The sequence below is a fragment of the Pseudolabrys taiwanensis genome (assembly GCF_003367395.1).
GTDB classification, from domain to species: Bacteria; Pseudomonadota; Alphaproteobacteria; order Rhizobiales; family Xanthobacteraceae; genus Pseudolabrys; species Pseudolabrys taiwanensis.
Genome location: NZ_CP031417.1, coordinates 4,161,162 through 4,176,706, shown reverse-complemented (window position 1 = coordinate 4,176,706; position 15,545 = coordinate 4,161,162). Strand labels below are relative to the sequence as shown.

20 protein-coding genes are annotated in these 15,545 nt (G+C 65.0%); 13 read left to right on the top strand and 7 right to left on the bottom strand.

Features of this window, described 5'->3' with window-relative positions; all coding sequences use genetic code 11:
- The first annotated feature begins 40 nt into the window (after nucleotides 1-40).
- On the top strand, nucleotides 41-739 hold the full coding sequence (gene trmD / locus DW352_RS19850) for a tRNA (guanosine(37)-N1)-methyltransferase TrmD (RefSeq protein WP_115692954.1): 699 nt from the start codon (nucleotides 41-43) through the stop codon (nucleotides 737-739).
- Between the two features lie 162 nt (nucleotides 740-901).
- A complete protein-coding gene (gene rplS / locus DW352_RS19845) occupies nucleotides 902-1,288 on the top strand; it encodes a 50S ribosomal protein L19 (RefSeq protein WP_115692953.1) in 387 nt (128 codons plus the stop codon).
- Between the two features lie 128 nt (nucleotides 1,289-1,416).
- Here rplS and DW352_RS19840 read toward each other — a convergent pair whose 3' ends face one another.
- Nucleotides 1,417-2,595: an aminotransferase class V-fold PLP-dependent enzyme gene (locus DW352_RS19840; RefSeq protein ID WP_115692952.1), complete on the bottom strand. Its 1,179-nt coding sequence runs from the start codon at nucleotides 2,593-2,595 to the stop codon at nucleotides 1,417-1,419.
- Between the two features lie 108 nt (nucleotides 2,596-2,703).
- Here DW352_RS19840 and kynA point away from each other — a divergent pair, with 108 nt between their 5' ends.
- Together kynA and leuC are read left to right on the top strand one after the other, a co-directional pair.
- Nucleotides 2,704-3,549, top strand: a complete 846-nt coding sequence (gene kynA / locus DW352_RS19835; RefSeq protein ID WP_115692951.1) for a tryptophan 2,3-dioxygenase — start codon at nucleotides 2,704-2,706, stop codon at nucleotides 3,547-3,549.
- A gap of 263 nt (nucleotides 3,550-3,812) precedes the next feature.
- Complete coding sequence (leuC, locus tag DW352_RS19830) at nucleotides 3,813-5,216, top strand: 3-isopropylmalate dehydratase large subunit (RefSeq protein WP_115692950.1); 1,404 nt, start codon at nucleotides 3,813-3,815, stop codon at nucleotides 5,214-5,216.
- Nucleotides 5,217-5,277: 61 nt separating this feature from the next.
- Here leuC and DW352_RS19825 read toward each other — a convergent pair whose 3' ends face one another.
- The gene (locus tag DW352_RS19825; protein WP_210209863.1) at nucleotides 5,278-5,652 is read right to left on the bottom strand and encodes a hypothetical protein; all 375 of its coding nucleotides are present in this window, start codon (nucleotides 5,650-5,652) and stop codon (nucleotides 5,278-5,280) included.
- Nucleotides 5,653-5,725: 73 nt separating this feature from the next.
- On the bottom strand, nucleotides 5,726-6,061 hold the full coding sequence (locus DW352_RS19820; RefSeq protein WP_162827074.1) for a hypothetical protein: 336 nt from the start codon (nucleotides 6,059-6,061) through the stop codon (nucleotides 5,726-5,728).
- Nucleotides 6,062-6,162: 101 nt separating this feature from the next.
- Here DW352_RS19820 and DW352_RS19815 point away from each other — a divergent pair, with 101 nt between their 5' ends.
- On the top strand, nucleotides 6,163-6,588 hold the full coding sequence (locus DW352_RS19815) for a metallopeptidase family protein (protein WP_115692948.1): 426 nt from the start codon (nucleotides 6,163-6,165) through the stop codon (nucleotides 6,586-6,588).
- Here DW352_RS19815 and DW352_RS19810 read toward each other — a convergent pair.
- Complete coding sequence (locus DW352_RS19810; RefSeq protein WP_115692947.1) at nucleotides 6,585-6,830, bottom strand: DUF3551 domain-containing protein; 246 nt, start codon at nucleotides 6,828-6,830, stop codon at nucleotides 6,585-6,587. The two genes, DW352_RS19815 and DW352_RS19810, sit on opposite strands and share 4 nt — an antisense overlap.
- A 96-nt stretch (nucleotides 6,831-6,926) precedes the next feature.
- On the opposite strand from DW352_RS19810, the gene leuD reads away from it, so the two are divergent.
- Nucleotides 6,927-7,532, top strand: a complete 606-nt coding sequence (gene leuD / locus DW352_RS19805) for a 3-isopropylmalate dehydratase small subunit (protein WP_115692946.1) — start codon at nucleotides 6,927-6,929, stop codon at nucleotides 7,530-7,532.
- Entirely contained in the window at nucleotides 7,523-7,879 is a 357-nt protein-coding gene (locus tag DW352_RS19800; protein WP_115692945.1) for a hypothetical protein, read from the top strand. Before leuD ends, DW352_RS19800 begins: the two co-directional genes overlap by 10 nt.
- 165 nt (nucleotides 7,880-8,044) lie before the next feature.
- Here DW352_RS19800 and DW352_RS19795 read toward each other — a convergent pair whose 3' ends face one another.
- Entirely contained in the window at nucleotides 8,045-8,248 is a 204-nt protein-coding gene (locus DW352_RS19795; RefSeq protein ID WP_115692944.1) for a DUF6494 family protein, read from the bottom strand.
- 244 nt (nucleotides 8,249-8,492) lie between these two features.
- Between DW352_RS19795 and DW352_RS19790 the strand changes: the two genes are divergently transcribed.
- Nucleotides 8,493-9,056 (top strand): bactofilin family protein, encoded by a 564-nt coding sequence (locus DW352_RS19790; RefSeq protein ID WP_115692943.1) that lies wholly within the window; start codon nucleotides 8,493-8,495, stop codon nucleotides 9,054-9,056.
- A 137-nt stretch (nucleotides 9,057-9,193) separates the two neighbouring features.
- On the opposite strand, the gene DW352_RS19785 is transcribed toward DW352_RS19790, so the two are convergent.
- On the bottom strand, nucleotides 9,194-10,069 hold the full coding sequence (locus DW352_RS19785; protein ID WP_115692942.1) for an HpcH/HpaI aldolase/citrate lyase family protein: 876 nt from the start codon (nucleotides 10,067-10,069) through the stop codon (nucleotides 9,194-9,196).
- Between the two features lie 46 nt (nucleotides 10,070-10,115).
- Between DW352_RS19785 and DW352_RS19780 the strand changes: the two genes are divergently transcribed.
- Both DW352_RS19780 and DW352_RS19775 read left to right on the top strand, forming a co-directional pair.
- On the top strand, nucleotides 10,116-10,874 hold the full coding sequence (locus tag DW352_RS19780) for a DUF429 domain-containing protein (RefSeq protein WP_245434193.1): 759 nt from the start codon (nucleotides 10,116-10,118) through the stop codon (nucleotides 10,872-10,874).
- A 38-nt stretch (nucleotides 10,875-10,912) separates the two neighbouring features.
- Nucleotides 10,913-11,584, top strand: coding sequence for a carbonic anhydrase (locus tag DW352_RS19775; RefSeq protein WP_115692941.1), 672 nt, complete (start codon nucleotides 10,913-10,915; stop codon nucleotides 11,582-11,584).
- A 135-nt stretch (nucleotides 11,585-11,719) separates the two neighbouring features.
- Here DW352_RS19775 and DW352_RS19770 read toward each other — a convergent pair whose 3' ends face one another.
- Nucleotides 11,720-12,754, bottom strand: coding sequence for an aspartate-semialdehyde dehydrogenase (locus DW352_RS19770; protein ID WP_115692940.1), 1,035 nt, complete (start codon nucleotides 12,752-12,754; stop codon nucleotides 11,720-11,722).
- A gap of 115 nt (nucleotides 12,755-12,869) precedes the next feature.
- Here DW352_RS19770 and DW352_RS19765 point away from each other — a divergent pair, with 115 nt between their 5' ends.
- From DW352_RS19765 to DW352_RS19755, 3 genes are all read left to right on the top strand, one after another.
- Entirely contained in the window at nucleotides 12,870-13,664 is a 795-nt protein-coding gene (locus DW352_RS19765) for a hypothetical protein (RefSeq protein ID WP_115692939.1), read from the top strand.
- A 170-nt stretch (nucleotides 13,665-13,834) separates the two neighbouring features.
- Complete coding sequence (locus DW352_RS19760) at nucleotides 13,835-15,058, top strand: molybdopterin-dependent oxidoreductase (RefSeq protein ID WP_115692938.1); 1,224 nt, start codon at nucleotides 13,835-13,837, stop codon at nucleotides 15,056-15,058.
- Between the two features lie 10 nt (nucleotides 15,059-15,068).
- Nucleotides 15,069-15,353, top strand: coding sequence for a c-type cytochrome (locus tag DW352_RS19755; RefSeq protein ID WP_245434192.1), 285 nt, complete (start codon nucleotides 15,069-15,071; stop codon nucleotides 15,351-15,353).
- Nucleotides 15,354-15,545: the final 192 nt, after the last annotated feature.

Below are 15,545 nucleotides of genomic sequence, written 5' to 3'. Positions count from 1 at the left end.
GCTTTCGCGGGGACGAGCGGCCATGTGGTGAGAGCGAGCCATGTGGCGCGCATCGGTGCTGACCATTTTTCCGGAGATGTTTCCGGGCCCGCTCGGCGTGAGCCTCGCCGGTAGGGCGCTGGCCGCCGGCCTGTGGTCGCTGGAGGCGCGCGACATCCGCGATGCCGCCACCGACAAGCACCGCACCGTTGACGACACGCCCGCGGGCGGCGGACCGGGCATGGTGATGAAAGCCGACGTGCTGGCCGCCGCGCTGGACGCCATCCCCCAGGACGGCCGACCCCGCCTGCTGACCAGCCCGCGCGGCCGGCCGCTGGCCCAGTCCCGCGTCCGCGAACTGGCGGCCGGCCCCGGCCTGGTCGTCCTCTGCACCCGCTTCGAGGGCGTCGACGAGCGCCTGATCAAGGCCCGTCAGCTCGAAGAGGTCTCGCTCGGTGATTTCGTCCTGTCCGGCGGCGAACCGGCCGCCCTCGCCCTCCTGGATGCCTGCGTGCGGCTGATCCCGGGGGTGATGGGCAAGGAGGCCTCGGGGGTCGAGGAAAGCTTCTCGGAGGGGCTGCTCGAATACCCGCAATACACACGCCCCGCCGTTTTCGAGGGCGAGCCGATCCCGGAGATCCTGACGTCGGGCGACCACGCCAAAGTCAGGGCGTGGCGGCGGGAACAGGCGGAAAAGATCACTCGGGAGCGCCGGCCAGACCTTTGGGAGGCCTATTCCGCCCAAAAAGGCCCCAAATGACGGACCGGGCGGCTACGACAAAGCACTGCAAAAGGTCGAGCCCAAAACGACGACGAAGGCGTGACAAACCACAGTTTTTCGTCTAGAAGCCCGGCCGACCCATTCAGATTTCGACCTAGGAACCGCGCGCCGGTTGCTGGCGCTGCCGACGGAGATTTAGCCATGAACATCATCCAGACGCTCGAGAAAGAGCAGATCGAGAAGCTTTCGGCTGGCAAGGATATCCCGGACTTCGGTCCTGGCGACACCGTGCTCGTCAACGTGAAGGTCATCGAAGGCGACAAGAGCCGTGTGCAGGCCTACGAAGGCGTGTGCATCGGCCGGTCGGGCGGTGGCCTGCATGAGAGCTTCACGGTGCGTAAGATCTCGTACGGCGAGGGCGTCGAGCGCGTGTTTCCGCTCTATTCGCCGATGATCGACTCGATCAAGGTCGTGCGCCGCGGCAAGGTGCGTCGCGCGAAGCTGTATTATCTGCGCGGTCTGCGCGGCAAGAAGGCGCGCATCGTGGAAGCCACGAGCAATGTCGGCGCGGAAGCCGCGAAGGCTTAAGCTTTCGCGGATCGCTGAGTGTTACGAAACGCGGCGCTTCGGCGCCGCGTTTTTTATTGCCGTCACCGCGCGCCATGCCAGTGCTCCGCGCGAACGAGCGGCGTGTGTTGCGGCGCTGTCGCTATGTGTCAGAGCGTGCGCAGCCGCGCGATCAGCCGATCGACATCGCCGGCGTTGTGATAAAGGCCAAAACCGACACGCAGCCGCGTGCCGCGCACATCGGTGACGATGCCGGCGTTGTGCAGGCGCTCGTACCAGGCGCCCGCCTCATCGTGATCGAAGGCGAGGAAATTGCCGCGCGCGGCTTGGCTCAACGGCACCACCAGATGAGTTGCCGTGAACGGTCCCCACGGTTGCTCGGCCATTGCCGCCATGAACCGCGCTTGCAGCGCTTCGACATGCGCATGAATAAGCGCGGCATCGATGCCTTCCCGCGCCAACCAATCCAGCACCGCGCGCATGCGATAGAGGCCTGATGGATCGAAAGTGGCGCCCATGAAGCGCCAGCCGTCCTCGGCGTAAGGCACGCCTTTGTGCGCGGCGGCAAGATGGCCGAAGCCCGCATACCAGCCGGTGTTGCGCGGCCGCGGTGCAAAACCCGGCGGACAATGCATGAAGCAGGCGCCTTCACCGGCCATCGCGTATTTGTAGCCGCCGGCGATATAGAAGGCGCGATCCGCAATGGACGCCAGATCGGTCGGCCGCGCCATGAAGCCGTGATAGCCGTCGATCACGACCAGCCGTCCCGGCGCCGCGACCGCATCGACGAGACCTTCAAGATCGGTCAGCGCATAGCCCGAGTTGAAGAACACCTGGCTGACGAAAACGAGATCCGGCGCCTGCGCATGCACGGCCGCGATCAGCCGCTCACGAAAGCCGGCGAAAGGCTCCGTCGCCACCGTCGTCAGCGCGATGACGCCGTCTTCGGCGAGGCGTTCGGTCTGGCGCCTGAAAGAATGAAATTCGCCGTCGGAGGTGACGACGCGCATCGGCCGGTCCAGCGGGCCGCAGGACAGAAGCCGGTTGACGAATTCGAACGTATTCGGCGCCGGCACGAGCGTGTTGGGATCGGGCAAGTTCAGATGGCGGGCGAGCCCCGCGCGAACAGCCGGCCAGACCTCGCCCAGCACATGCTCCCATTTGTCGTCGGCGAGGCGCGCCGCGTCGGCCCAGGCCAGCGCCTGCGCCGCCTCGGTCGCGTCCGGCCAGAAATGGTGGCTGTGCGCGGCAAAATGCAGACGATGCGGATCGGCCGAGCGGAAGCGGTTGAACGCGTGGGTGAGATCGAGCGGGACGTCGCGTGCCATGACCCTTCCAAAGACTAGCATTCGGAGAACTACCGGCCGAGAAACTTTAAGCTTAAAGTATTGCGCCGGGCTTTGTCGAACCGAAGGTTTTCACGCGAGGACGATGTGATGGACGAACAAAAGCCGCCGGCCACCCGCGTCGAATCCGACATGCATGTCGATCTCGCCGGCAAGCTCAGCTACGGCGCTTATCTCAATCTCGATCAACTTCTGGCGGCGCAACGGCCGGTCACGCAGGAGCACGATGAGGTCGCCTTCATCGTCATCCATCATGTGCAGGAGCTGTGGCTCAAGCTGGTCGCGCACGAACTCGGGCTGGCGATCGCCTCGATCCGCCGCGACGACCTGCCGCCGGCCTTCAAGGCGCTCGCGCGCGTCACCCGCATCCAGGAGCAGCTCATCCGCGCCTGGGACGTGCTCTCGACCATGACGCCGGCCGACTACCTCGCCTTCCGCGACGCGCTCGGCCCGGCCTCCGGCTTTCAGTCGTACCAGTACCGGCTGGTGGAATTCCGCCTCGGCGCCAAGGACGCCAAGATGCTGCTGCCGCACCGGCACCACGCCGAGCACCACGATCTGCTGGCCAAGGCGCTGGCCGAGCCGAGCGTCTACGACGAGGCGTTGCGGCTCCTGGCCCGCCGCGGTTTCCCGGTGCCGGCCGAGGTGCTGACCCGCGACGTGAGCCAGCCTTACGTCGGCAATGCGGCCGTGCGCGGCATCTGGCTGTCGATCTACCGCGACGCGCAAAAGCACTTCGACCTTTACGAACTGGCCGAAGAGCTGGTCGACATGGAGGACTGGTTCCAGCAATGGCGCTTCCGCCACATGAAAACCGTCGAGCGCATCATCGGCTTCAAGCGCGGGACCGGCGGCTCGTCCGGTGTCGCCTTCCTGAAAACGGCCCTGGAGCGCTCGTTCTTCCCGGAACTATGGGAGCTGCGGACGGAGCTGTAGCCCGCCGGCGCGGGCCTGGCCTGCTTTAGAACCGGCCCAGATTGATTGTCGCCCGGCCGGCGATTGGCTATATAGCCGCCATGCTTTCGCGAGCGCAGCGCATCATCATCGCCGATCACGCCCGGTTGCCGTGGCGCTTTTTCGGCCGCCTGACCGCCGTGCAAGTGGGCCTTCGAGCGGGCCTTTGACCGCCGCGCGTCGCGCGCCGCCCACGTCTGCCGCCTCTTTCGACAAGCCATTCACCTGAACAAGGCCATAACGCCATGAAGCCACGCACGCTCTACGACAAGATCTGGGACGACCATCTGGTCGACGAACAGCCGGACGGCACGTGCCTCCTGTATATCGATCGTCATATCGTCCACGAGGTCACCTCGCCGCAAGCCTTCGAAGGCCTGCGCACCTCCGGCCGCAAGGTGCACGCGCCGGAGAAGACCTTGTGCGTCGTCGATCACAACGTGCCGACCACCGATCGCTCCAAGCCCAATCCGGATCCGGAGAGCGCCGAGCAGATCAAGGTGCTGGCCGAGAACGCACGCGACTTCGGCCTCGAGTACTACAACGAGTTCGATAAGCGGCAGGGCATCTGCCACATCATCGGCCCCGAGCAGGGCTTCACGTTGCCCGGCACGACGATCGTCTGCGGCGACAGCCACACCGCGACGCACGGCGCCTTCGGCGCGCTCGCTTACGGCATCGGCACGTCCGAAGTCGAGCATGTGCTGGCGACGCAGACGCTGATCCAGAAGAAGTCGAAGAACATGCGCGCCATCGTCGACGGCAAGTTGCCGGAGGGCGTGACCGCGAAGGACATCATCCTCGCCATCATCGGCGAGATCGGCACCGCCGGCGGCACCGGCTATGCGCTCGAATACGCCGGCGAGGCGATCCGCGCGCTGTCGATGGAAGGCCGCATGACCGTCTGCAACATGTCGGTCGAAGGCGGCGCCAAAGCGGGCTTCATCGCGCCGGATGAGACGGCCTATGCGTTCCTCAAAGGCCGGCCGAAGGCGCCGCAGGGCGATGCCTGGGATCAGGCCATGCGCTACTGGGAAACGCTGCGGTCCGACGACGGCGCGCATTTCGACCGCGAGATCCGTCTCGATGCGGCCAAGCTGCCGCCGATCGTCACCTGGGGCACCAGCCCCGAGCAAGTGATCTCCATCAGCGGCCGCGTGCCGGTGCCGTCGGAGATCGCCGACGACAACAAGCGTCAGGCCGCCATTCGCTCGCTCGACTACATGGGTCTCAAGGGCGGCGAGAAGATCACCGACATCAAGATCGATCGCGTCTTCGTCGGCTCCTGCACCAACGGCCGCATCGAAGACCTGCGCGCCGCGGCCAAGATCGCCGAGGGCAAGCACGTCAACGGCAACGTCAACGCCATGATCGTGCCGGGCTCCGGCCTCGTGAAGGAGCAGGCGGAAGCCGAAGGTCTCGACAAGATCTTCAAGGCCGCCGGCTTCGAATGGCGCGAGCCGGGCTGCTCGATGTGCCTCGCCATGAACCCGGACAAGCTGGCGCCGGGCGAGCGTTGCGCCTCGACCTCGAACCGCAACTTCGAAGGCCGCCAGGGCTACAAGGGCCGCACGCATCTCGTGTCGCCCGCGATGGCCGCGGCCGCGGCGATCGCCGGCCACTTCGTCGACGTGCGCGATTGGAAGTAAGCGGGCCTGAGAGGCTTGGACGAGAAAGGCCCGCCGATCGGCGGGCCTTTTTTTGTAGCGACTACCAGCAGCGCCAGACCCGGCGGATAACCCAATAGCCGCTGCGCCAGACACGCACGCGCACATAACCGCAGCGGGCGGGCGGGCCGTAATAGTAGGAAGGGCCCGGGGCGTAATAGCCGTACGGATAACCCCAGCCCCAGCCGGACCCTACGCCGATGCCGAGGCCGATCGCGGGGCCCCAGCCCCAACCGCCGCCCCAGCCGCGGCGGTAATAACCGCCGCGCCAGCCGTATCCACCACCGCGCCAACCACCGCCGTGCCAACCACCCCCGTGGTAACCGCCATGGCGCTGCGCTTGAGCTGGACCGGGATTGAGAACGAACAAGCCGCCGACCAACGCGACGGCAGCGATCAGACCGAGAAATCTTGACATCGTTAGACCTCCGATGCCTCGCCCCTCAGGAAACTATAGCGCAAATTACGGCAAGAAGCGTGCGGTCGCGCGCCTACTGCCACCAGCATTGCATCTTGGGCACGATCACCGTGCCGCTGACGCGGTACTCTTTCGCCAGCCACGAGCGGCAGTAGCGCTTGGCGTTCGGCCCCGGCGAAGTCGTGCGCGGCTGGATCGTGATGCGCGGGCGCGTCGTCTGTGCCGCGAATTCGTGCGTGTAACGGGTGCTGGTGCGGGCGCGGTAGTCGCTCGGTTTGCCGATATAGCTGGCGACAACCTTGCCGCCCTTGTCGTTGCAGCCGAAGAACTCCGCCGAAGCCGGCACCGTGCTGAGCGTCACCGTGGCAAGAGCCACAGCCAGCCCCAAACCGGTCCAGATTTTCCCCATTGGCAGCCCCTATGTCTCACGCCACAATGGTTAACGGTCGCCTATTCCCGCAGTCCCGTCAACCGCTTGGTTCGGACCGGCCGGTCCCGTAGAAGAGGCTCATGACCGGCGACAGACCCCCTCGGCGGACCTGGAAGGACGCCGCCGCCCCGAGCTTGGCCGATTTCGAGGCCTTGGCCTCGGCGGCCTTCGCGGCCCTGCCGGAGCATTTCCGCGCGCTCTGCGCCGACCTTGTGATCCGGGTCGAAGACTTTCCGACCGACGAGGTCCTGGATGCAATGCACCTGAAGAGCGAATTCGACCTCCTCGGGCTGTTTCAGGGCGTCGGCCTGCCGTTTCAGGCGCCGTCGGCCCCAACCGCCATGCCGAACATGATCTGGCTCTACCGGCGGCCGATCCTCGACTACTGGGCCGATCACGAGGACACCCTCGGCGACATCGTCACCCACGTCCTGGTGCACGAGATCGGCCACCATTTCGGCCTGTCCGACGACGACATCGACGCGATCGAGGCGAGCGCCGACTAACGCGCCCGCCGCTTGCGCTTCTGCTGCGTCGGCTCGGCGCCCAGCAACTGATTGCGCTCGCAGACGCCGCCCATGACGCCGGCAATGGCGAGGCAGTGCCGGGCGGTCGGGAACGTGCAGTTGGTGTACTGCGGGCCGCTGAAATCGCGGTAGCACCAGGGCTGATCGTTGGCCGCGTGAGCTGCCTGGGCTGCGCCCAGGGACCCGAGCGCGGCGAGAATGGCGACAGCCGGAATACGCATGACTAACCTCCGTTCTGGGATGCTATTGACCAGAACACCGGACGTCTGATGAAACAGAGCCGTTCTAAACTGCCGAGGCCGGAGGCCCAAGGAACTATGGACAAATTCACGACCCTGGAAGGCGTCGCGGCGCCGCTGCGGATCATCAACGTCGATACCGACATGATCATCCCGAAGCAGTACCTCAAGACCATCAAGCGCACCGGGCTCGGCAAGGGCCTGTTCTCGGAGCAGCGCTATCTCGACGACGGCGCCGAGAACCCGGAGTTCGTGCTCAACAAGCCGGCCTATCGCAAGTCCAAGATCATCGTCGCCGGCGACAACTTCGGCTGCGGCTCCTCGCGCGAGCACGCGCCGTGGGCGCTGCTCGACTATGGCATTCGCTGCGTGATCTCGACCTCGTTCGGCGACATCTTCTACAACAACTGCTTCAAGAACGGCGTTCTGCCGATCCGCGTTTCGCCGGAAGATCTGGAGAAGCTGTTCGACGACGCCGAGCGCGGCGCCAACTCGACGCTCACGATCGATCTGGAGAAGCAAGAAATCCGCGGTCCGGATGGCGGCACGGTCAAGTTCGAGATCGATGCCCATCGCAAGCACTGCCTGCTCAACGGTCTCGACGATATAGGCCTGACCAAGCAGAAGCAGACCAAGATCGACAGCTACGAGAAGAAAGCCCAGGCCGCCCGGCCGTGGGCCTGAAACTCCCCGGGATCGTTGTCATCGGCGCGGCCTTAGCCGCGCCGATTGCTTTTGTGCAAGGAGCGGCGCAGGCGGCCGACGCCTTCGCCACCGCCGAGCGCATCATCAAGCAGCACCGGCTGCTGACGCCCCAGCAGCAGAAATGCTCCAAGCTGGTGCTGCGCGAAGACAGCAACAAACGCATTGCGAAGGTCGGCATCTACGAGCGGCACGACGCGACGTGTGGCGGCGATCCAGACGCCGAGCACCGCTTGTTCGATATGGAAATCAACATGCGGTCCGGCGCGGCGACGTGGGACAACAACGTCGATATGGAAATGCGGCCGGTGCCGGCCCGCCGCCGTTGATATCCAAGCTCGGACATCCCGTTAAGCCGGATGCACTCGGTAACCCGCTCGCGCCCGCGAAAACGTGGACCCGGCGCAGACGTGCCAGTATTTCAAATGCCGCACTGGATTCCCGCTTGCGCGGGAATGATCGGCGATCCGGGCGAAGCAATCGCAAAAACTGCTCTAGATGACGATCTTGCCGTAGATCGTCACGTTCAGCCCGATCTTCTCGCTCGAGAATGTGACGCCGGTAGTGATCGGCTCGTGCGCCATCAGCTTGCCGCTGGCTGCGGCGGCGCGCACGGCCTTTTCGACTTCGCCGCGCGCGCTGTGGGTCACGCTGCGCAGGAATTGGTCGACCGCCGCCTTTACTGCCGCTTCGTTCATGGCATGTCCCCTGACGGCATTCATAGTGCGGCGCATGCGTCACGATACAGCGTCTTTTTCGCCGCTAGTTAACCGGCAGCGTTAATGCCTAAGCGCCGTCGGCCGCATTAGCACTAATTCCCGTTTTTCGCTGCCCGCTACGCATAGTCGTATTACCGTTGCGTCGCACGTTTAAGTCCCGTCAACGGCAGCCCGTCGCCGGCGCCGCGGCCGCCCCGTATCCGTCAGGAATAGGAGAACCGCCGTGAGTTACTTCTCGTCGACCAAGTCCGATCGTACCGTAGCGAAACCGCAAGCCGCGCTCGAACCGCGCGTGGAAACCAAAGCCGCAACCAGCAAGCCACAGGAAACGATGTCGGCCATCGGCGCCGGCGTGCTGATCACCGGCAACATTGTCGCCACCGGCGCGGTGCAGGTGTTCGGCCATGTCATCGGCGACATCCATGCCGCCCGCCTCGTCATCTGCGAAGGCGCCCAGGTCGAGGGCAAGGTGATGGCGCAGGAAGCCGTCATCGAGGGCAAGTTCAAGGGCACGCTCCACGCCAATGCCGTGAAGCTGCAGGCGACCGCGTTCGTCGAAGGCGAAGTCTACAACAAGTCGCTGAGCATCGAGCAGAACGCGCAGTTCGAAGGCATCGCGCGCCGGCTCGACAAGGCCATCGACGCCCCGACCACCGCGCAAACCCAGCCGGCAGCGGCCATTCCTTACGCCTCCGCGCCGGCGACCGTGTATGCGACCGAGCCGGTGACCAACGGCCAGGCTTACGCATCGGCCACCGAAGAACGCCGTCAAAGCTGGACGAGCTGAGACAGCGGCCCGTTTAGAACGTCGTCATTCCGGGGCGCGCCGAAGGCGCGAGCCCGGAATCCATAATCCCTATCGCTGCGGCGTATGGATTCCGGGCCCGCTTGCTTCGCAAGCGTCCCGGAATGACCAATAGCAACTCACCCCGCCGCAATCGCCTCGGCGATCGCCACGGTGCGCCGCGCCATGTCGGCGTGCAGCCGCTCCACCATGCGGCCCTCGATCGACACCACGCCCTTGCTCTTGTTCTCCGGCAGATCGAAAGCCGCGATCATCTTGCGCGCCTGCGCGATCTCTTCCTCGCTCGGCGAGAACGCCTTGTTGCAGGGCTCGATCTGGTTCGGATGGATGAGCGTCTTACCGTCAAACCCGAACTCGACGCCCTGCTGGCACTCCATCAGAAAACCATCGGTGTTGCCGATGTCGTTGTAGACGCCGTCGAGGATGTCGATGCCGTGAATGCGCGCAGCGGCGACGCAGTTGGCGAGCCAGCCGGCCATCGGTGCGCGGCCCGGCACCAGACGCGCCCGCGTGTCCTTGGCGAGATCGTTGGTGCCCATGACGAAGCCCGACAGCCGCGTCTCGGAATCGCGCGCGGCCGCGGCGATCGGCAGGATGTTGAACAGCGCGAGCGGCGTCTCGATCATCGCCCAGACGCGCGTCTTGTGCGCGGTGCCCATGTCGAGCAGGCGCCGGCCGATCAGCTCCAGCGTCTCGGGTGACGACACTTTGGGAATGAGGATGGCATCCGGCGCGGCATGCGCGGCGGCAGCGAGATCGTCGGCGTGCCACGGCGTATCGATGCTGTTGACGCGGATGAAGACCTCGCGCCGGCCGAAGCCGCCGTCCTTCACCACGGCCACGACCTGGTCGCGCGCCGCCACCTTGGCATCCGGCGCAACCGAATCTTCCAGATCGAGGATGACGCCGTCGGCGGGCAAGGTCTTGGCCTTCTCCAGCGTGCGAGCATTGGAGCCAGGCATATAGAGTACGCTGCGGCGCGGACGGATGGTCATTGCAAGCTCCCCAGTGATTGCCCGGCAAGCCTACCGCCCGCGTCGCATGCATGCCACTGTCCCGGCGATGAACGAGACCAATGACCTATGGCTGGCCGGCGTCGACGGCTGCCCGTCCGGCTGGATCGCCGCCTTCGTGCGGCCGACGGGTGAGGCCTGCGAGGTCGCGATCTTTCCGCGCTTCGCCGATATCGTCGCCGCGCGACAGATCGCGGTCGTCGCCGTTGATATGCCGATCGGTTTGCCGGCGCGCACGGGCTTGGGCGGCCGCGCCGCCGAGAACGCTGTGCGGCCGCTCTTGGGCGCGCGGCAATCGTCCGTGTTCTCGGTGCCCTCGCGCGCGGCCATCGAGGAGACCGATTATCGCGCCGCCTGCGATACCGCACTCGCCACGTCCGATCCGCCGCGCAAGGTGTCCAAGCAGCTGTTCAACATCGCGCCGAAGATCCGCGAAGTGGATGGCGCGTTGCGGACCGACGCGGCGCTTGCCGCGCGCGCATTTGAGGTCCATCCAGAACTCGCCTTCTGGCGGTTGAATGGCGAGCGGCCGTTGACGGAACCGAAGAAGGTGAAGAGCCGCTGCTATGAGCCGGGTCTCGCCTTGCGCCGCGATCTGCTGATCGCCGCTGGATTACCACCGGCTATCGTCCACGGCGCGCCGCCGAAAGGCGCCGGTCCCGACGATCTGCTCGATGCGCTGGCCTGCGCCGCCATTGCCCGCCGCGTTCACGCGGGAACCGCACACCCGTTTCCGACACAAGTCGAACGCGACGCCTTCGGCTTGCCTATGGCGATCTGGGCCTGACTGTGCGATGCAGGCCGCAAACAAGACGGGGTCTCCGCATGTCCTTCCCGGCTCATTTGATCGACGGTTATCGCGCCTTCCTGGTCAGCCGCCTTCGCCACGAACAAGATCGCTACCGCGCACTGTCGGAGCGCGGCCAGTCACCGCAAGTCATGGTCATCGGCTGCTGCGACTCGCGCGTCTCGCCGGAGGTGATCTTCGATGCCGGCCCGGGTGAGCTGTTCGTGGTGCGCAACGTCGCCAACATCGTGCCGCCTTACGCGCCGGACGGGCAGGCGCACGGCGTGTCCGCCGCGCTGGAGTTCGGCATCGCCGCGCTCAAGATCAAGCACATCGTCGTGCTCGGCCACGCGCAATGCGGCGGCGTCAAAGCCTTTGCCGAGGACGCGCAACCTTTGACGCCCGGCGACTTCATCGGCCAGTGGATGGCGTTGATGGCGCCGGCGGCGGAGAAGACGGGACCGAAGGGCTCATTGTCGCCGGCCGAATACCTGACGCGGCTCGAGCAAGCCAACGTCGTCAACAGCCTGAATAACCTGATGACCTTCCCGCGCCTGCGCAAAGTCATCGAGCGCGGCGAAGTCGCCGTGCACGGCGCTTACTTCGGCGTGGCGACGGGACAGTTGTCGGTGCGCGACGAGGCGAGCGGCGAGTTCCTGCCGGTCGCGCAGGAAGAACACGCGCGGCTGTTCGCGACGCCGCGGTTTTAGCTTCCACGGCCGTCGTCCCCGCGAAAGCGGGGACCCAGTACGCCGCAGCTTAGCGAGAGCACACGGGATACTGGATCCCGGCTCTCGCTTGTGCTCGGCCGGGATGACGGCCGAGCAACCGTTTGCTTGCGAGACTTACGCCGCCTGCTTCTTGGCGCTGATCAGCTTGCGGTTGATCAGGCATTCGGCGATCTGCACGGCGTTGAGCGCGGCGCCTTTGCGCAGGTTGTCGGAGACGACCCACATCTCGAGACCGTTCTCGACCGTGCCGTCCTCGCGGATGCGGCTGATGTAGGTCGCGTCCTCGCCGACGCATTCGTACGGCGTCACGTAGCCGCCCGGCTCGTGCTTGTCGATGACGAGGCAGCCCGGCGCGGCGCGCAGCACCTCGCGCGCCTCATCGGCCGTGATCGGGTTCTCGAACTCGATGTTCACGGCTTCCGAGTGGCCGACGAAGACCGGCACGCGCACGCAGGTCGCGACCAGCTTGATCTTCGGGTCGAGGATCTTCTTGGTCTCGACCACCATCTTCCACTCTTCCTTGGTAAAGCCGTCTTCCATGAAGACGTCGATCTGCGGAATGAGGTTGAAGGCGATGCGCTTCGGAAACTTCTTGCTCTCGACCTCGTCGAGCGTGAACACCGACTTGGTCTGCGAGAACAGCTCGTCCATCGCATCCTTGCCGGCGCCCGACACCGACTGATAGGTCGCGACGACGACGCGCTTGATCTTGGCCTTGTCGTGCAGCGGCTTCAGCGCGACGACGAGCTGCGCCGTCGAGCAGTTCGGATTGGCGATAATGTTCTTCTTGGTGAAGCCGGCGACCGCGTCGGCGTTCACCTCCGGCACGATCAGCGGCACGTCCGGGTCCATGCGCCAGGCCGACGAATTGTCGATCACCACCGCGCCCTGCGCGCCGATCTTCGGCGACCACTCCTTCGACACCGAGCCGCCGGCCGACATCAGGCAGATGTCGACGTCGGAGAAGTCGTAGTGGTCGAGCGCCTTCACTTTCAGGGTTTTGTCGCCGAACGAGCATTCCGTGCCCGCGCTCTTGCGCGAGGCCAGCGCGACCACTTCCGAGGCCGGGAAATTGCGTTCCGCCAGGATCGCGAGCATCTCGCGCCCGACATTGCCGGTGGCACCCACCACGGCGACCTTGTAACCCATTGTTAACTCTCCAGAAAAATTCCGTCGGCCAGCCTTTGCTGCGGCAACCGAACGGCAGCGCTTCTAAGCGAGAACTTCAAGCGATACAATGGCGGCTTGCCAAGGACTTGAGGCCATGCACCCGGCCCTGCACTCCTGGCGCGACGACCTGCCCTCCGTCCTGATACGCCTCCTGGCTTATCTGGCGGCTGCCGCGCTTTTATCCATCGCCGCGGCCCAATATTTTCAATCAAAAAATGGCATCACTGCCATCGACCCCGCCGATAAGCGGGCCTGGATCGACATCGAAAAGCCGTTCCCGGCCTTTGCCTTGGCGATCCCCGAGGCCGCCGACGCGCCCTCGAGCTACGCCATCCGCCGGCACGCCGAAGGCAACGGCCGCAAGGACATCCTCACCCTCGGCGACGCCGACGGCATAGCGCCCTATCTTTCGGTCGAGATTTACCGCCCGGGCACCGAGATCGACAGTTTCGCCGCGCCGGAAACCGAGATCGCCACCAGCGCCAAACCGCTCGGGCCGGTGAACGTCGTGCGGAGCGACGAGCCGCTCGAGAGCAAGTTCGGTCCTCTCACCATCGTCACCTTCGCCACGTCGGTCGGCACGCCGCGTCAGTGTCTCGCCTTCGTCCGCGCTTACCCCGATCCGCGGCTACAGATCTCCGGCTGGTTCTGCCAAGGCGGCGAGAACGGCGGCACGCTCGTCGAGCGGTCGACGTTGAGCTGCGCGCTCGACCGTCTCACATTGCTCTCCGCCGGCAGCGAGCCGAAAGTCGGCGCGTTGTTCGCGCAAGCCGAGTTGCAACGCACCTATTGCGGCCAGCGAGACACGATCCTGGCGCCGACACCGAAGTACAAGGTGCTCTGGAAGGCGCTGGAGACACGCCCCGAACCGCGCCGCATCGGCCGCTGACGCGCAACGCTGCAGGCCAACGATTCGCGCTGCAGTGCGGTGACACCGAGCGTGCCACGCGCGAACGGCGATTGACCGCCCTGTAAAATCATCCGATCCTATTCAAATAAGAATATGCAAGCGCCGGTGATGACCGGTCGCTTGCGACAGACCTCTGAGGAGAGGAAACAATGATCACGCGACGTCACCTGTTGGGGACGGCCGGCGCGACGCTGGCTGTATCCGGACTAGGACTGCCGAGCTTCTCGGAAGCGCAAGCGGCACTCGCCGAACTCACACCGGGCGTACCCACCGGCGTCGAGAGTTACGCCAAGATGGCGACGCTGCCCGGCAAGAAACCGCTGATCGAACTCGCCGACCGGCCGCCAAATTACGAATCGCCGCTCGAATATTTCCGCACGCCGATCACACCGAACGATGAGTTCTTCGTTCGCTATCATCTCGCCGACATCCCCGAGATCGATCCCAAGACCTACAAGGTAAAGGTCGGCGGCGACGCGGCCGGCACGCCGATCGAGCTGTCGCTCGACGACTTGAAGGCATTACCCGCCGTCGAAGTCGTGGCCGTCAATCAATGCTCCGGCAATCGCCGCGGCTTGTCGAAGCCGCACGTCGCGGGCGTCGAATGGGGCTATGGCGCAATGGGCTGCGCGCGCTGGAAAGGCGCCAAACTCAAGGACATTCTCGCCAAGGCCGGCATCAAGAGCGACGCGATCGAAGTGTCGTTCAACGGTGCCGACGGCCCGGTCGCCGACAAGACACCGGACTTCATCAAGAGCATTCCGGCTTGGAAGGCGCTGGAGGACACGACCATCGTTGCCTACGAGATGAACGGCCAGCCATTGCCGCATCTCAATGGCGCGCCCGCGCGCATCATCGTTCCGGGCTGGACCGGCACCTATTGGATGAAGCACATCACCGAGATCAACGCGCTCACCAAGCCGCTCGGCGGCTTCTGGATGGTCGCGGCCTATCGCATTCCGCTCGGCAAGTTCCCGATCCGCGATCGCTTCGTCTCGCAGGAGACCGCTGCCAACACGCCGATCACCGAGATCGTCGTCAATTCCTTGATCACCAGCCATCGCGATGGCGCGAAAGTGAAAGCCGGCAAGGTCGCCGTGTCAGGCATCGCCTGGGACGGCGGTTACGGCATTCGCTCGGTCGAGGTTTCGACCGACGGCGGCAAGACCTGGGTGAGCGCCAAACTCGGCGAGGATCTCGGCAAGTTCGCGTTCCGGCCCTGGAGCATCGACGTCGATACCAAGCCGGGCAAGAACACGGTGATGGTCAACGCCACCAACGCCATCGGTCAGAGCCAGACGTCGGAACTCATCTTCAATCCGGCCGGCTATCACAACAACGTCATGCAGAACATCACGCTGACGGCGAGCTGAGGGAGAACGCATGATGACCAAGATCACGATTGCCCTCGCCGCCCTGGCTTCGCTCGCCGCCGTGGGCGCCTCCGCGCAGGAAGTGAAGCTCAAGCAGGCGCCCGGCGTCGACGCCGTGGAGGCGAACTGCCAAGCCTGTCACACGCTGGCCTACATCCCGATGAACTCGCCGTTTCTTAATGCCGCCGGCTGGGACGCCGAGGTCACCAAAATGATCAAGGCGTTCGGCGCGCCGATCGACGACGGGGACGCCAAGGCGATCGCCGACTACCTGAAGAAGAACTACGGCACCTGAGGCCCAGGCACCCCCGGCCCCATCGCATTACCGGCCCCGCTCGCCCGCGAGCGGGGCATTTTCTTTGATATTTATCAGTGCCGGCGCGTGGACAATTGCCTGTGATAAGGCCCTGTTGCGCCGAACCGAACCTAGCTATTGTGCATTGCAGATTCAGGTAGGGATTCTGGGGCCCGAAGGGGCGAATGCTGA

What these genes read in the sequence shown, in the direction of transcription:
- DW352_RS19820 (WP_162827074.1), bottom strand. Translation starts at nt 6,061, where the DNA reads ATGGGGAAAATCTGGACCGGTTTGGGGCTGGCTGTGGCTCTTGCCACG.
- DW352_RS19815 (WP_115692948.1), top strand. Translation starts at nt 6,163, where the DNA reads ATGACCGGCGACAGACCCCCTCGGCGGACCTGGAAGGACGCCGCCGCC.
- DW352_RS19760 (WP_115692938.1), top strand. Translation starts at nt 13,835, where the DNA reads ATGATCACGCGACGTCACCTGTTGGGGACGGCCGGCGCGACGCTGGCT.
- DW352_RS19840 (WP_115692952.1), bottom strand. Translation starts at nt 2,595, where the DNA reads ATGGCACGCGACGTCCCGCTCGATCTCACCCACGCGTTCAACCGCTTC.
- DW352_RS19770 (WP_115692940.1), bottom strand. Translation starts at nt 12,754, where the DNA reads ATGGGTTACAAGGTCGCCGTGGTGGGTGCCACCGGCAATGTCGGGCGC.
- DW352_RS19765 (WP_115692939.1), top strand. Translation starts at nt 12,870, where the DNA reads ATGCACCCGGCCCTGCACTCCTGGCGCGACGACCTGCCCTCCGTCCTG.
- DW352_RS19825 (WP_210209863.1), bottom strand. Translation starts at nt 5,652, where the DNA reads ATGTCAAGATTTCTCGGTCTGATCGCTGCCGTCGCGTTGGTCGGCGGC.
- DW352_RS19755 (WP_245434192.1), top strand. Translation starts at nt 15,069, where the DNA reads ATGATGACCAAGATCACGATTGCCCTCGCCGCCCTGGCTTCGCTCGCC.
- DW352_RS19785 (WP_115692942.1), bottom strand. Translation starts at nt 10,069, where the DNA reads ATGACCATCCGTCCGCGCCGCAGCGTACTCTATATGCCTGGCTCCAAT.
- DW352_RS19780 (WP_245434193.1), top strand. Translation starts at nt 10,116, where the DNA reads ATGCATGCCACTGTCCCGGCGATGAACGAGACCAATGACCTATGGCTG.
- trmD (WP_115692954.1), top strand. Translation starts at nt 41, where the DNA reads ATGTGGCGCGCATCGGTGCTGACCATTTTTCCGGAGATGTTTCCGGGC.
- leuD (WP_115692946.1), top strand. Translation starts at nt 6,927, where the DNA reads ATGGACAAATTCACGACCCTGGAAGGCGTCGCGGCGCCGCTGCGGATC.
- kynA (WP_115692951.1), top strand. Translation starts at nt 2,704, where the DNA reads ATGGACGAACAAAAGCCGCCGGCCACCCGCGTCGAATCCGACATGCAT.
- DW352_RS19810 (WP_115692947.1), bottom strand. Translation starts at nt 6,830, where the DNA reads ATGCGTATTCCGGCTGTCGCCATTCTCGCCGCGCTCGGGTCCCTGGGC.
- rplS (WP_115692953.1), top strand. Translation starts at nt 902, where the DNA reads ATGAACATCATCCAGACGCTCGAGAAAGAGCAGATCGAGAAGCTTTCG.
- leuC (WP_115692950.1), top strand. Translation starts at nt 3,813, where the DNA reads ATGAAGCCACGCACGCTCTACGACAAGATCTGGGACGACCATCTGGTC.
- DW352_RS19775 (WP_115692941.1), top strand. Translation starts at nt 10,913, where the DNA reads ATGTCCTTCCCGGCTCATTTGATCGACGGTTATCGCGCCTTCCTGGTC.
- DW352_RS19795 (WP_115692944.1), bottom strand. Translation starts at nt 8,248, where the DNA reads ATGAACGAAGCGGCAGTAAAGGCGGCGGTCGACCAATTCCTGCGCAGC.